At 54.6% G+C, this 13444-nt stretch carries 15 protein-coding genes and 3 tRNA genes; 12 read left to right on the forward strand and 6 right to left on the reverse strand.

What is annotated here, in order from left to right; translation table 11 throughout:
- Positions 1-29 precede the first annotated feature (29 nt).
- The 5 genes from pgsA (at position 30) to G5574_RS20635 (ending at position 2570) form a co-directional block, all read left to right on the forward strand.
- On the forward strand, positions 30-578 hold the full coding sequence (pgsA, locus tag G5574_RS20615; protein ID WP_006118776.1) for a CDP-diacylglycerol--glycerol-3-phosphate 3-phosphatidyltransferase: 549 nt from the start codon (positions 30-32) through the stop codon (positions 576-578).
- A 190-nt stretch (positions 579-768) separates the two neighbouring features.
- A tRNA-Gly gene (locus tag G5574_RS20620) sits at positions 769-844 on the forward strand.
- 40 nt (positions 845-884) lie between these two features.
- Positions 885-958: transfer RNA gene (locus G5574_RS20625), tRNA-Cys, on the forward strand.
- A gap of 10 nt (positions 959-968) precedes the next feature.
- Positions 969-1055: transfer RNA gene (locus G5574_RS20630), tRNA-Leu, on the forward strand.
- Between the two features lie 1248 nt (positions 1056-2303).
- On the forward strand, positions 2304-2570 hold the full coding sequence (locus G5574_RS20635; protein WP_033737589.1) for a YrhK family protein: 267 nt from the start codon (positions 2304-2306) through the stop codon (positions 2568-2570).
- Positions 2571-2669: 99 nt separating this feature from the next.
- Here G5574_RS20635 and G5574_RS23570 read toward each other — a convergent pair whose 3' ends face one another.
- Complete coding sequence (locus G5574_RS23570; protein WP_216850764.1) at positions 2670-2909, reverse strand: hypothetical protein; 240 nt, start codon at positions 2907-2909, stop codon at positions 2670-2672.
- A gap of 194 nt (positions 2910-3103) precedes the next feature.
- Here G5574_RS23570 and G5574_RS20645 point away from each other — a divergent pair, with 194 nt between their 5' ends.
- Positions 3104-3301: a DUF6404 family protein gene (locus G5574_RS20645; RefSeq protein WP_006118780.1), complete on the forward strand. Its 198-nt coding sequence runs from the start codon at positions 3104-3106 to the stop codon at positions 3299-3301.
- A gap of 35 nt (positions 3302-3336) precedes the next feature.
- On the opposite strand, the gene G5574_RS20650 is transcribed toward G5574_RS20645, so the two are convergent.
- The 4 genes from G5574_RS20650 to G5574_RS20665 all read right to left on the reverse strand — a co-directional run bounded on the left by G5574_RS20650 (position 3337) and on the right by G5574_RS20665 (position 6898).
- Positions 3337-4842 (reverse strand): SulP family inorganic anion transporter, encoded by a 1506-nt coding sequence (locus G5574_RS20650; protein WP_162286212.1) that lies wholly within the window; start codon positions 4840-4842, stop codon positions 3337-3339.
- A 133-nt stretch (positions 4843-4975) separates the two neighbouring features.
- Positions 4976-5236, reverse strand: coding sequence for a biofilm/acid-resistance regulator YmgB/AriR (locus tag G5574_RS20655; protein WP_033737586.1), 261 nt, complete (start codon positions 5234-5236; stop codon positions 4976-4978).
- 372 nt (positions 5237-5608) lie between these two features.
- A complete protein-coding gene (locus G5574_RS20660; protein WP_039341184.1) occupies positions 5609-6016 on the reverse strand; it encodes a DUF2000 domain-containing protein in 408 nt (135 codons plus the stop codon).
- Positions 6017-6052: 36 nt separating this feature from the next.
- Positions 6053-6898 (reverse strand): AraC family transcriptional regulator, encoded by an 846-nt coding sequence (locus tag G5574_RS20665; protein WP_164483121.1) that lies wholly within the window; start codon positions 6896-6898, stop codon positions 6053-6055.
- Positions 6899-7060: 162 nt separating this feature from the next.
- Between G5574_RS20665 and G5574_RS20670 the strand changes: the two genes are divergently transcribed.
- From G5574_RS20670 to G5574_RS20695, 6 genes are all read left to right on the forward strand, one after another.
- Positions 7061-7489, forward strand: coding sequence for a MarR family winged helix-turn-helix transcriptional regulator (locus G5574_RS20670; RefSeq protein ID WP_033737583.1), 429 nt, complete (start codon positions 7061-7063; stop codon positions 7487-7489).
- Positions 7490-7491: 2 nt separating this feature from the next.
- On the forward strand, positions 7492-9171 hold the full coding sequence (locus tag G5574_RS20675; protein ID WP_033737582.1) for an MFS transporter: 1680 nt from the start codon (positions 7492-7494) through the stop codon (positions 9169-9171).
- A gap of 2 nt (positions 9172-9173) precedes the next feature.
- Positions 9174-10268: an HlyD family secretion protein gene (locus G5574_RS20680; RefSeq protein WP_039341174.1), complete on the forward strand. Its 1095-nt coding sequence runs from the start codon at positions 9174-9176 to the stop codon at positions 10266-10268.
- Positions 10265-11683, forward strand: coding sequence for an efflux transporter outer membrane subunit (locus tag G5574_RS20685; RefSeq protein WP_164483122.1), 1419 nt, complete (start codon positions 10265-10267; stop codon positions 11681-11683). The genes G5574_RS20680 and G5574_RS20685 overlap by 4 nt, the downstream gene beginning before the upstream one ends.
- 115 nt (positions 11684-11798) lie before the next feature.
- Positions 11799-11942, forward strand: a complete 144-nt coding sequence (locus G5574_RS20690; RefSeq protein WP_006118788.1) for a hypothetical protein — start codon at positions 11799-11801, stop codon at positions 11940-11942.
- Between the two features lie 32 nt (positions 11943-11974).
- Entirely contained in the window at positions 11975-12148 is a 174-nt protein-coding gene (locus tag G5574_RS20695; RefSeq protein WP_006118789.1) for a hypothetical protein, read from the forward strand.
- On the opposite strand, the gene G5574_RS20700 is transcribed toward G5574_RS20695, so the two are convergent.
- Positions 12139-13299, reverse strand: a complete 1161-nt coding sequence (locus G5574_RS20700; RefSeq protein ID WP_164483123.1) for a glycoside hydrolase family 1 protein — start codon at positions 13297-13299, stop codon at positions 12139-12141. The genes G5574_RS20695 and G5574_RS20700 overlap by 10 nt on opposite strands.
- Positions 13300-13444: the final 145 nt, after the last annotated feature.

Below are 13444 nucleotides of genomic sequence, written 5' to 3' on the forward strand. Positions count from 1 at the left end.
CACCACCCAATCCAGACAGTTACCAGCATATGCAATTTAACATTCCGACCTGTCTTACCCTGTTTCGCGTCGTTCTTATTCCGTTCTTTGTGCTGGCTTTCTATCTGCCTTTCCACTGGGCGCCCTTTGTTACCGCGTTGATTTTCGTTGTTGCCGCCGTGACCGACTGGTTCGATGGCTTCCTGGCTCGCCGCTGGAAGCAGACAACCCGCTTTGGTGCGTTTCTCGATCCGGTGGCGGATAAGGTGATGGTGGCCATTGCTTTGGTACTGGTTGCGGAATATTTCCATGCCTGGTGGATCACGCTGCCCGCTGCCACGATGATCGCCCGTGAAATTATTATTTCAGCCCTGCGCGAGTGGATGGCAGAGATAGGTAAACGGAGCAGCGTTGCGGTTTCCTGGATCGGTAAAGTGAAAACCACCGCGCAGATGTTTTCGCTTTTTGCTCTGCTGTGGCGTCCGGACAGTATGGTGGTCGGTGTTGGCGTGGTCGCGCTGTACATTGCCGCGGTGCTGACGTTCTGGTCCATGTTCCAGTATTTAAGCGCTGCCAGAGGCGATTTGCTCGAACCGTGATCGATGCGATTCAAAAAGCAGCAAACGGACGCAATGTGGGGATAATTTTATTGACTCACCGCGTCATCTCAGTAGAATGCATCGCATCGAACGGCAGCACAGCTGCAGAAGCTAAGAAAAATCAGTAAGTTCGATAAAGCGTAGTAAGGTCTGACCCTTCAGCAGCGAGTTATCTGAACGGTAAGATGATGCGGGAATAGCTCAGTTGGTAGAGCACGACCTTGCCAAGGTCGGGGTCGCGAGTTCGAGTCTCGTTTCCCGCTCCAAATTCGCAGGCCAGGCAATCCTGGCGGCAAATCGGTTTTAGGCGCGTTGGCAGAGTGGCTATGCAGCGGATTGCAAATCCGTGTACCTCGGTTCGACTCCGGGACGCGCCTCCAGTTATACCTCGCCCGGGTGGTGAAATCGGTAGACACAAGGGATTTAAAATCCCTCGATCGTAAGGTCGTGCGGGTTCAAGTCCCGCCCCGGGCACCATATTGAAACACCAATAAAATCAAGCAGTAGCAATGTCGTTTAAACCGCCTCTTTGGGCGGTTTTTTGTTTTTATAAGCCCTTCCTGCTATGTCATTTCTGATTCTGGTCTCAGGCTCCTGTTAAACCCCTTTCTCCCTTTGCCGTTTGTCTCCTCCTGTGCTGACCTGACGCTGTTTTTTATAACATGCCACGTCTGGCAATCCAGCAAAGGCATCCAGATGACGTCTGCACGATGAGTGGAAACAAGCCCGGTAGACTGAGAAAGAGACACTTTACGGGTACAGGCAGCATGATATCGATTACCAAAAACGCTCGTCCTGAATGTGGGTGACAGTAGCAAAACCAGTAACCGTTTTGACTATGCTCTCTATCCCGTTTTGACAGACATGACGGTGACTGACGGCATTATCTGGTATTTTCGCCTTTTGCTACGGGCAGTCCTGTCACGCATCATTGCCGTTTCTCGATCAAAACGGAATGGATTACCTTTGACCAATACATTCAGGGCCAAAATAAACGCGAGGAAAAGGGGCAGATTGAGAAGGCTGCGGATTTTAAGCGGCTCAATCCGTTCATTAAAAAAGCCTGCGTTACACAGGCAGAAATCGTTACAAGGGAAAATCCAGTTGTCAGCATGCGCTGACCCGGCAAGCATACAATGAATGGGGTTTTTAGATACAAGTGAATAACTTTTGATCAGTAAAAGGCACGATGTGTATGTTGCAGGCATAAAAAAGCCCACTCGGATGTGGGCATAGCAAAATTGGCTATTAATGTAAGGTTCTAACAATTACTTCCTTACTATCGGCAATCCCGCGCCAGGCTTTAGCCGCCGTAAAAAATAAACCTTTCATATTGCCGACAGCCTTCGGTGCGAAAGGCGGGCAACGTGCTCTGTTCTTATCCCGTTGACTGATTTTTACAACATGTCGCTATTCTTTTGCGAGATTGATCGTGCTGGCAGAAGCGGCAGAGTCAGATTCAGACCAGGTGTCCCTAAGACTTAATGGTGCCGTAAGCGCTTATCCGTCGTTTGAGCAATGGCAGTGTGTTCCCTGACAATCAACATAAAAATGGCGTGGAGATGTTTTGGCAGGCGTTAAACGATATGTTCTTACGGTCGGATACGACTTTTTTCCCCCGCGGCGGGGTTACTGTGGCGGACAGGCTGAGGCCAGCAGGTTGCCTTTCTTCTCTGTGTACTAATCTTGTCTGCAGTCATTTCATTATTCAGAGAAGGGCAAGCCGTGCCGGGAAACAAAGCAGAGATCACTGTGGGTTCAGATCATATCATCATCGCTCGACGTTACCGCGCTCTTGGCGCGCTCAACGATCTCTTTATCGCAGTATGGTTCCTGACGGGCAGCATCCTGTTTTTCTTCGACTCGCTGATGACAGGTGGAACATGGTTATTTGTCGTGGGGAGCCTTCAGTTATTACTTCGCCCGGCAATCACCCTGGCAGAACTGGTACACGTAAAGCGCATCGATCAACATCCACAAAAACCTCAGTAGTCCTTTACCCCTGTATCACGGACAGCTAAACGCATTCAGCCTGCCTGATATATGAACGACTCAGGCAGGCTAAATGAAAGGTGAGGCGATTTCAGGAGATCACCAGGTGCGGGCGGGCGGTGGTGGCGGTTGCTGCCCGGTTGCAGGCGGCGGTGGTGCAACGATGCCTGCCGGTGGTGGGGCCAGTGCCTGACCCGGTGGTGGTGGCGGAGGCGGCGGCGGGCGATGATCGTGTGGCGGTGGGGGTGGCGCACAGCCGGGGCCCGGTGGCGGCGGTGCGCACGCGGTCAATGTTGAGGCAGCGACAACAGCAGCGAAAAAAGTCAGACGACGATTCATGCTATTTCCCTTGTGAAATTAACAGTAAGCTAATTGTAGTTAGCTGTTACTAAACATAACGGGGGTAAAGCAGAAAAGCGAAGCGATTCCGCCCTCTATCCGTTTTTTGAGATACTTCTCATCTCGCGCGTTTAATCCGGTTTTTTGTCTCAACGCCAGCTAAAGTAGCGCATCACAAAAGAGGAGTGGCGTTTATGAATGGCATTTTGAAATTCGTCCGCGGCTGGCTGATTTTTTCAGTGTTATGGGGCGTCTTCATGTGGTTTATGTCATGGCAGGCGCAGGGCAAAGAAATTGGCCTGGCGGTTTTGATGAGTCTTTATGCTGGCCTGTTATACCAGGCATTAATTACGATGGTCGCGCGCTATCGGGCACGGCGACAGCAGGCGTAAGAGGGGCCTGCTGCGTGCCGCAGCAGGCCAGTGTCTCAGCTCAGATTACCGCTCAGGCGGCGATGAAAATCGCTGCTGCGCATATCCAGACCTTCAATGGTGACGCTGGCACCATGACGCTGATAACGGTATTCGATACCATCCAGTGCAGCGACGGTGGAGGCATCCCATATCTGTGCGTGCGTTAAATCAATGGTGACAGATTTAGGGTCATGTGCGTAATCGAAGTGCTCAAACAAATCGTTACTGCTGGCAAAAAACAGCGGTCCGCGAACATCGTAGCGCACAGACTGTCCGTCCTCACTCAACGTTCTTTCCGCATGAATCACATGCGCGACGCGCCGGGCAAACAACATCATTGCCACCACTACCCCCGCCAGCACCCCCAGCGCCAGATTACTGGTTAATACGGTAATACCTACCGTTAACAGCATGACCAGCGTTTCTGACCAGGGCATCCGTTTCAGCGTCGCGGGCTGCAAACTGTGCCAGTTGACCGTCTTGACGGCGACAATCATCATGATGCCTGCCAGCACCACCATCGGGATCTGCGCCATGATGTGGCTCAGGCCCGTCACCAGCAGTAACAGCACGAGGGCGGCGGCAACCGTTGAAACCCGGCTACGTGCTTTACCCAGTTCCACGTTGACAATGGTCTGTCCGATCATGGCGCATCCGGCGATACCACCGTAAAAACCGGCCAAAATATTACCTATACCCAGCCCCCAGGATTCGCGACGTTTGCTGGACGGCGTATCTGTAAGGTCATCCACCAGCTTGGCGGTCAGTAGCGATTCCATTAGTCCTACAAACGCCACGCTCAGCGCGGTGGGCCAGACGATGGATAAGGTCTGCCAGTTGAGCGGAACGGTCAGTGCCGTAAAGTCTGGCAGACCTGCGCTCATAGGGCCTTCATCACCCACCGTCGGGACGCGATAGCCCATCGCCAGCGCCACGGCGGTCACGACCACGATGGCCACTAAGGGAGAGGGCACACTTTTCAGCACGCGGGGCAGGAGCAGCACGATGGCCAGCGTCACGGCGAAGAGTGCCCACACCAGCGGCGATTGTCCCCAGACATGCGGGACCTGAGCAAAGAAAATTAAAACGCCAAGCGCATTCACAAAGCCGATCATGACCGAACGGGGAATATAACGCATCGCACGTGACATACCTGTCACGCCGAACAGAATCTGAATGATCCCGGCCATCACAACGGCAGGAAGAATATAGGCCACGCCATGCACATGGACCATAGGCCCAATCACCAGCGCAACCGAACCCGCTGCGGCGGTTACCATGGCAGGGCGGCCGCCAAGCAAAGACAGCGTCAGGCAGAGTACGACAGAGGCCACCAGGCTGACCTTCGGATCGACACCGGCGATGACCGAAAACGAGATCACTTCCGGAATAAGCGCCAGCGCCGTGATCACGCCGGCCAGGCATTCTCGCGTCAGCAGTGCAGGCGAGCGTAAGACGCGGCCGACACTGACATCGTTTTCCACAACGGCTGTTGTGGCGACATCATGTTGTTGATTCATAGTGTAAACAGGCTCTTTTATTTTAAGCTTGCGCGAAAGGCAAGGAAGACAGGATTTGGTGAAGGGCGAATGTTACCGACAGCTCAGAGAAGAAGCCAGAAAAAGCGAAATGACTCCATCCATGGAGAAAGGATTATACCGTCAGGTCGTCTGGCGTTTTATACACCACCATCTCAAGCAGATGACGATAAACGTCCAGTGAGACTTCGTCGCGCTCCAGCTCGAGGCGATGAATCAGTTTCGAAATAATGGCTTTATTATTGACGGCCATACCGGACTGTAAGATTTCCGCGACAACGAGACCAAGAATCTCCATATCGCTGTCGGGTTTAGTCGCCGCAGCGGTGAAGTAATCCGCGATCTCTTTATCCGTTTGGGGCAGTGTGTTTTGCATGTGTCAGCCTTTGAAAAAGTCGGCTACCCGCTAGAGTGCGCGACAAACAGACCTAAAAGCCATCGCATAAAAATACGATGGAGCCAAACTCAACAAGCAGGTCATCAAAATCAAAAAAGAAACCTCTGAGGGTGGAAATCCATTACACCTTCAGAGGCGACGCAGATGCATCATTCGTTACAGAGTCGTGATCACAACTCGTTGTATGTAAAGTTATACAATTAAAGTTTATTTGTACAAGTAGATTATTAAGCATAAAATGCTAATCCTTAACAATTAGGATGTTAAGAATTTTGTTTGTCGTATTCCTGTACAGGAAATGTGTACAAGCGGGCCAGGCCGACGGGAAAGCAGCGTGCTTTCCCGGGAGGGTTAACTAAACAGGTTGAGTTTTGCAGTGAGTTTGCGAACCGCTTTTTTGTCGCCCACTATCGCCATCCCAAGCAGGCGCCATTCCGGGGCGGGCAGCGTCTTCATCGTGTCACTGAAGGCCTGGTAGTCGGTAGTTGACTGACCCTGCTCGGGAAAGACCACAATGTCACAGTCTGTCTGTTCACTCTGGTGCCACACGGTGCTGAGTTGTGCACTATCGGCCCCCAGGACAGGAATGCCAACGGGGATGAGCCCCGGATAGCGCTGCGTTGTCGCATCTTCCAGGTCTTCACCGACCAGACTGGGATGACGTTGTCCCAGCGTCAGAGCGATAACGGCGGCAGCATTGGTGGCTTTGCCGGCCGGTAACGCACTGTTCAAAATCATGACACATCGTAAGTCGCTCATTATCTTCTCCTGACACAAAATGCCATTGTGGCAAGGCTAGTGATCAGCGTCTGGAAGATTTGTGCACAGTTGCTGGTAACGTGCAGGCGTCAGCTGGCAGGCGCGTTTAAACCAGCGCCCCAGATGACTCTGGTCTGCAAAGCCAAGATCGGCAGCCACTTCAGCGGGTAAATGGCCCATAGCCAGCCGTCGGCGTGCCTGACTGAGCCGCCACTGTACCAACCAGGCGTGGGGCGGCAGGCCCCACTGCTGCTGGAACAGGCGGGAAAGCCGAAAACGATCCACGTTCAGCGCCTGTGCCATCTGGGCAATGCAGGGGTTATCGACGTGGTAAGCAATAAGCCAGTCTCGTGCCTGATGGGCCAGTGTCGGTGCCACATCCGGCCGCGTATTGCGCCAGACAGGCAAGTGACGAAGATGGCGGAATAGCCGCTCCAGAGCCGCATCTTTGATTAACTGCGGGTGATTGTGCCAGAGCGCGTCGAAGGCGTGCCAGACCGCCCAGGAGAGCCATTTCTCATCCTGAAGCGTGGTGGCAAAACGCAGTTCACTGCCGGGCGCACTGTCCAGACAGCCAGGTGCAAACTGCTGGTGCAGATGATGAGGTGACAGATAGAGCATGCGGTAGGTAAAGCCCTGTGCATCAATGGCATCGCCATCGTGAAGCTCTTCAGGTTCCAACATAAAGACCGTGCCCGGTCGGCTCCGATGACGTTTCTGACGGGAGTGGAACTGCTGCACGCCTTGCTCCGTCACGCCAATTAAGTAACTGTCATGCCAGTGAGGATCGTAAGCATGTCCGGTAAAATGCGCCCGTATCGCTTCGATGCCGCTACGCGCGTCGCGGCGCAGATCGACCCAGTTATGGGTGGAGGTGTTCACGCTTTTGTCCTCCCCGAGGTGTTGACAGCAGGATCATGACTGGACATTTTGACGTTGTTATCCAGTATTTAACAGTACAGATGCTTTTCTTTCGCATTTTGCTTTGCGTATAATAACTTAATCAATTAATTAGAACTCTAATCATTAGGCAGCTACTTATAAATGTCATCTAACCGTACCTTTACCCACCTGCTGCACCTGACCGCCCATGCCTGGCGCCTGGCCGTTGACCGCCATCTTAAAGACAGCGGTCTGAGCACCAGTAGCTGGATGGCGATAGGGCTTATCGCCAGTGAACCTCAACGCCTCACGCAAACCGAACTGGCGCAGTTAATGGGCCTGGAAGATGCGAGTATGGTGCCGTTGGTGGATCGCCTGGTGAAACAGGACCTGTTATCCCGGGTCCAGCCCGCCGAAGATCGCCGCAAGCGTCATCTGGTGCTGACCGAGAAGGGCAATGAAGCGTTCGCAAAAGTAAAGACGCAGGCCGATGCGCTGCGCACGCAACTGCTGGCGGATATTGATCCTCAGGAAATCGCCCTGGTAGAGCGCGTTTTACAAACGCTGCTGACCCGAATGGGAAGTATGTAAGTATGGCCCGGCGCAATCCCTACGCTGCGCGTGAATGGTTGCCTCATGAAAAACCCATGCTGCCGGGCTCGCCTTCGACGCCAATCCATTCCCCACCCAAGCGTGTTGCCTTTGGGCTGATAGGGTTGCTGATCTCGCTGACCGGCGCGTTAAGTAATGCGCTGGTTACGGCTAATCTGACCAATCTGCAAGGCACCTTCGCGGCTTATTCCAACGAAATTGCCTGGCTGCCCGCGGTTTATGTGATGGGGAACATCTCCATCAACCTGCTGTTGGTAAAATTTCGCCAGCAGTTTGGTTTACGCGTATTTACCGAAGCGTTTTTGGTGCTGTACGTCCTGGTCGCCTTTTTCCATCTGTTTGCCAACGATCTGAGTTCAGCGATTATCGTGCGCACGGCCCATGGCATGGTCGGTGCGGCGCTAAGCTCGCTGGGCATTTATTACCAGGTTCAGGCCTGGCCTGCCAGGCATCGCTTAAAAGCGCTGGTCATTGGTCTCACCGCCTCACAGCTCGCTATTCCGCTGGCGCGCCTGTTCTCCAGTGAGTTGCTACAACTGGACGAGTGGCGAGGGCTGTATCTGTTTGAGCTGGGGTTAGCGCTGATTGCATTAGGAGCGGTGCTGGTGGTTAAGCTGCCGCCGGGCGATCGTATTAAAGCTTTTGAAAAGATGGATTTCCTGACGTTTATCCTGCTGGCTCCGGGCATGGCGTTGCTGTGTGGCGTGCTGTCGCTGGGCCGTATTGAGTGGTGGTTCAGTACGCCCTGGCTGGGGATCTGTTCAGCCCTGGCGCTGGTGCTGATCGTCAGTGCCTTTGTGATTGAGCACAATCGCCGCAATCCACTCATTAACACGCGCTGGCTCAGCAGTGGAATGATCGTGCGTTTAGGCATTGTGATGATCATGATTCGCATCGTACTGGCAGAGCAGAATACGGGGGCAGTCGGCTTCCTGCAGCAGATTGGATTACAGAATGATCAAATGCACGGCCTGGCGCTTGCCATCATGGCCGGTGTGGTGGCGGGCATTGCCGCCAGCGCGCTGACTATCAAGCCTACCCATCTTAACTGGCCGATCGTCGCATCGCTGGTCGTCATGATTATCGCCTCACTGATGGATGCGCAATCCAGCCCGGTCACGCGCGCGAACAATATGTACCTGAGTCAGTTTCTGCTGGGGTTCGGCAGTGCCTTTTTCATGGCGCCGGCCATGCTGATGGGGATTGGCAGCGTCGTCACGCAGCCTAAAAATCTGGTCAGTTTCGTGGTCCTGTTCGGCATGAGCCAAAACCTGGGCGGTTTAATCGGATCAGCGATTCTGGGAACCTTTCAGGTCTGGCGTGAAAAATATCACTCCAGCCTGCTCGGCGATCAATTATCGTTACTGGATCCCAACGTCAGCGATCGGCTTACGCAATATGGTGGGCTCTTTAGCAGCCAGATTGGCGATAGCGTATTATTGAGTGCCCAAAGCACCAGCCAGCTTCAGTCCGTCGCCACCCTGCAGGCGAACGTCCTGGCCTACAACGACACCTATCTGCTGACCGCAACTCTGGCGCTGGTTACGCTGATGTGGGTGTTATGGCGTTTAACACGTCGACGCTACCTTGACTGGCGACAGGCCAAATTTCATCTGGCAGAGCAGCGTCAGCTCGCCGCCGCACAAGAACGAACGGAGTAAGTATGAGTCAGCAGGATGAACTTCAGGCAGCAGAACGCGATCGGGCCAATCGCCGTCGTATTCTCTCCATCGCCCTGGGGAGCGGCATTGCGGTCATTGGTGTGCTGGTTATTCTGTATGCCTGGCAGCTATGGCCTTTTACCAGTCCGGTCCAGAGCACGGAAAACGCCTATGTACGCGGCCAGGTCACCTTTATCAGCCCGCAGGTGAGCGGATATCTGACTGCTGTGAACGTGGCCGATCTGCAGCCGGTCAAAAAAGGTCAGGTGCTGATGACGATTGACGATCGTATTTATCGCCAGCGAGTGCATCAGGCGCAGGCACAACTGGCCATGAAGCAGGCCGCTCTGAGCAACAACCAACAGCAGCGTCTTAGCGCGCAGGCCACGATCCAGAGCAACAAAGCCGCTCTGGAAAACGCCAGAGCGCAGGCGGTGAAAAGTGGCCTGGATCTGAAGCGGGTAGAGAATCTGGCCGCGGATGGTTCGCTCTCCGTGCGTGAGCGGGATGCCGCACGCGCAGCGAACGCGCAGGGGCTGGCTCAGCTTCATCAGGCAGAAGCCCAGGTTGCAGTCGCTCAGCAAAATCTGCAAACGGTGATCGTAAACCGGGCGTCGCTGGAGGCGGACGTTGCCAGTGCGCAGGCGGCGCTGGAGCTGGCTGAAATCGACCTGGCAAATACCCGTATCATATCGCCCGATGCGGGTCAGTTAGGGCAGTTATCGGTGCGTAAAGGCGCCTATGTGACGGCCGGGACGCGCCTGACCTCCGTGGTGCCTGCACATAAGTGGATCATCGCAAACTATAAAGAAACCCAGCTTGCGCATATTCGCGCGGGGTTGCCGGTGACGATTCGTGTCGATGCGCTGGATGGTAAACGTTTCGACGGTCGCGTTGCCGATATATCTCCAGCGGCAGGCTCAGAATTCAGCGCTATCTCACCGGATAACGCGACCGGTAACTTTGTGAAAATCGCCCAGCGTATTCCCGTACGCATTGACGTCGCGCCGGAGGTGCAGCAACAGTTACGGCCTGGCATGTCAGTCGAGGTCAGTATTGATACGGCGGCCTCACCAGTCAGTGAGACCGCACCATGAAGGGCGCTCGGTTAGTGGCAGGCATGCTGGCCGCCCTGTTAGCAGGGTGCAGCACCCAGGTTGAGAAAGCCCCGGCCTCGTTACCCATTCCGTCACAATGGCGCGAACAGGTTGGGCCTTCCGCGCCGCCAGAGGCGGCCTGGTGGCAGGCGTTTGGCGATCGGGATCTGAACCGACTGGTGGAGCAGGCATTACAGCATAATCCCGATATTTTGATAGCCCGTTCGCGGGTGGATCAATATCGTGCGCAACTGCGTGGCGCTGAGGGCGATAACTTTCCCACGCTCAGTGGCGGGGTTGCGGCAACGCGTCAACGTGCCCTGTCGGCTGTGACCGGGCAGCCTTATGAAACCTCCGTTTTTCAGGGGCAGCTTCAGGCCAGTTACAATGTCGATTTGTGGGGCGCACGGGCCGATACGATTGATGCCACCCGCGCCACGCTGGAGGCGCAGCAGGCGGCCGCGTCGGCCGCAGAACTGACCATCGCCAGTTCCGTTGCATCGGGTTATATGACGCTCTGCGCGCTGGATGAACAACTGCGCGTGACCGAAGCGACGCTGGCCATACGGCGTAACTCGCTCCGACTGGCGCAGCGTCAGTTTGAAACAGGTTATACGTCCCGGCTGGAGTGGATGCAGGCCTCATCGGAGTATCAGTCCGCGCAAGCCCAGGTGCCGCAGTTACAGCATCAGATTGCTCAGCAGGAAAACGCGCTCAGTATTTTAGTCGGCATGAACCCTCGGGAGGTAGCCCGTCACCGCGACTTTACTGTCCTGATGCCACAGACGATACCGGGCATTTTGCCGTCAGCCTTACTGAATCGTCGCCCGGATATCGTCCAGGCGCAGCGCCAGCTGCTGGCCGCCGATGCCAGCCTGGCTGCGTCAAAGGCGAAGTTACTGCCGGGAATTAATCTGACAGCGTCGGGCACGTTACAGCGTTCCGTTTTGCATCAGCTGGTGGACGATCCGTTCCGCCTCTGGAGCGTAGGAGGCAGTATTCTGGCACCGTTGCTGAACCGTGAAGCATTGACCGCCCAGGTCGATGTCGCTATGGCTTCTCGCAATCAGGCACTTTACACCTATGAGAAAGTGGTAAGAAACGCGTTCTCCGAAGTCAATAACGCGCTGGATGCCATTCACCAGGGCGAAGCACAGCGTGAAGCGCTCCAGAAGCAAGAGCAGTTTGTCGCCGAGGCACTGCGTATTGCAACGAATCGCTATCAAAATGGCTATGCCTCTTATCTGGACGAAATGGATGCGCAACGCACCCTGTTTGCCACGCAGCTAAATCTGGTAACGGTAAAGAATAATCTGTTGCAGGCCCAAATCGCGTTATACAGTGCACTCGGCGGGGGTTGGTCGGGCGAAAACCAGAGTGGGGCACGGCATCAGGCTGACGCCAGGGGGCCGTAATCGTCGCCCATCAGTTTGCCAGCGGGCTGTTTTGTAAAATCACGGCTAACGCGACGGGTTTGTTTTACACTGTCGCGCACTATCGCCCCATTATGCCGTTTTGACCAGGAAGAGCATGTTCTTACCCCACCCACCCGAAGAGCATGAGGAACCCGTGGCTCAGCCGCTTGCCGATGCGCACTTCGCGATTGTGGTGCTTGCAGTGACGTCGGTAACGCTTATAATTTTCGTTCTGATCGTCACGCTTTGGATGAGCTAGTGTTTATCAACCGGACCTGAAAGGAGTGAGGGATGGAATCGCGCGATGATAAACTGATTGCGATTATTGGGCTGCTGACGGCTTGCCTGATTGGTGTCACCTTTCTGTTTCTGATGACATGGTTTAACGACAGCCGTCTTACCACGCCCGTCGACCATGTCGATGCACAAACCTGCTATCCTAAACCGCCCACCGGTCAACGCTGAACGCGCTGACTGAATTTAATCTGCTGGCTTCGTAGTACCAGTGCCAGATTCTCGTGTACCGTTCGGTTGCCGTTCGGATCGGCCAGCCCTAACAGTGAGCCTGGCGACCGTCTGTCATCGGCCCAGGCCGGATACTCAACCACCGGGTACAGAGAAATCCCTTCCATCGCGATACCCTGATCCAGCGCGACCATAACATTTTCACTGACTTCCTGCAGCCAGGGGGCCCGTGCCTCGCCTTCTGCGCCCGTCTCAGCGATTAACATGGGGCGCTGATAGCGTTGCCAGTACTGGGCCAGTAACAGGTGGAGTGGGGCCCGTACGGGATCGTCTCTGTCCATGGGCTGATCGGGAAAATACCAGTGGTTATCGGGGTAATAATTCAGACCCAGAATATCCAGATACTCTTCGCGCCCGCCCAGTTCCTTATCAAGGCGACCGGCCAGCATATCCCAGGCCTCAAACTGAGCCTGATGTTGGGCATCGGCCCCGGGTTTACTGTCGGGGTTATCAGGATGATGGGCAATCTGTACCAGCGGATCGGTAAGAACAAATCGCGCCGCGGGAATCACGTCGCGAATCGCCTGTATCGCCGCCAGAGAGGCACGGACCAGTTGCCGTTTTAACTCTTTTCCGCGCTGACTGACGTGAGGATTAAACCAGGCCACCTCCGCACCCGCCCAGGACCAGAACGATATTTGGTTAATCGGGGTAAAAAAGGGCTGTTCGATTCCCCGATCGCGCAGCAATGTCGCCATCGCACGGGCATAACGTTCAAAATGATCGACAAAGCTGGCTTTCCAGATAGTGAGATGGTCCGGATAGCCAAAATGGGCCAGCTCCCAGATGACCTGCAACTGTTGATCCCGCGCCGCATCGACCATGGGTAAAAAGCTACGCCAGTCGTACTGGCCTGGCGTTTTCTCAATCAGATGCCAGCGCGCACCGTCACGTGCGGTCAACAGATGCAAACCGACCAGCGCGGCATAGTCTTTTCTGAACAACATATCGTGGCCACTGCTGATCACCATATCCAGGCGCTTACCAGGCGTGCGGCAGGCGGTAGAGCAGGGAAAACTGCCCTGAAAAAAGCTTTGAAACAGACGGGGTTGATGGTGTACGTGATCGTCAGTGATAGGCTGGTTGCGCATATTCCTCTCCTGCCGGACAAATGTCGGTCACAGATCGTTGGAGTAAGTCTAGACTAAAAAACATTGCTTTCAGTCTTGCTGCTGAGCAACCGCGACTGGCATCCCGTGCCGCGCGAAGGAATAATAATAAATGACCGTAAGATTC

The sequence above is a fragment of the Pantoea stewartii genome, from assembly GCF_011044475.1.
GTDB classification, from domain to species: Bacteria; Pseudomonadota; Gammaproteobacteria; order Enterobacterales; family Enterobacteriaceae; genus Pantoea; species Pantoea stewartii.

Bases quoted from the DNA above. Each gene is read 5' to 3' on its own strand.
- G5574_RS23570 (WP_216850764.1), bottom strand. From the start codon at position 2,909: ATGAATCGTCGTCTGACTTTTTTCGCTGCTGTTGTCGCTGCCTCAACA.
- G5574_RS20655 (WP_033737586.1), bottom strand. From the start codon at position 5,236: ATGCAAAACACACTGCCCCAAACGGATAAAGAGATCGCGGATTACTTC.
- G5574_RS20645 (WP_006118780.1), top strand. From the start codon at position 3,104: ATGAATGGCATTTTGAAATTCGTCCGCGGCTGGCTGATTTTTTCAGTG.
- G5574_RS20700 (WP_164483123.1), bottom strand. From the start codon at position 13,299: ATGCGCAACCAGCCTATCACTGACGATCACGTACACCATCAACCCCGT.
- G5574_RS20695 (WP_006118789.1), top strand. From the start codon at position 11,975: ATGGAATCGCGCGATGATAAACTGATTGCGATTATTGGGCTGCTGACG.
- G5574_RS20685 (WP_164483122.1), top strand. From the start codon at position 10,265: ATGAAGGGCGCTCGGTTAGTGGCAGGCATGCTGGCCGCCCTGTTAGCA.
- G5574_RS20690 (WP_006118788.1), top strand. From the start codon at position 11,799: ATGTTCTTACCCCACCCACCCGAAGAGCATGAGGAACCCGTGGCTCAG.
- G5574_RS20660 (WP_039341184.1), bottom strand. From the start codon at position 6,016: ATGAGCGACTTACGATGTGTCATGATTTTGAACAGTGCGTTACCGGCC.
- G5574_RS20650 (WP_162286212.1), bottom strand. From the start codon at position 4,842: ATGAATCAACAACATGATGTCGCCACAACAGCCGTTGTGGAAAACGAT.
- G5574_RS20670 (WP_033737583.1), top strand. From the start codon at position 7,061: ATGTCATCTAACCGTACCTTTACCCACCTGCTGCACCTGACCGCCCAT.
- pgsA (WP_006118776.1), top strand. From the start codon at position 30: ATGCAATTTAACATTCCGACCTGTCTTACCCTGTTTCGCGTCGTTCTT.
- G5574_RS20675 (WP_033737582.1), top strand. From the start codon at position 7,492: ATGGCCCGGCGCAATCCCTACGCTGCGCGTGAATGGTTGCCTCATGAA.
- G5574_RS20680 (WP_039341174.1), top strand. From the start codon at position 9,174: ATGAGTCAGCAGGATGAACTTCAGGCAGCAGAACGCGATCGGGCCAAT.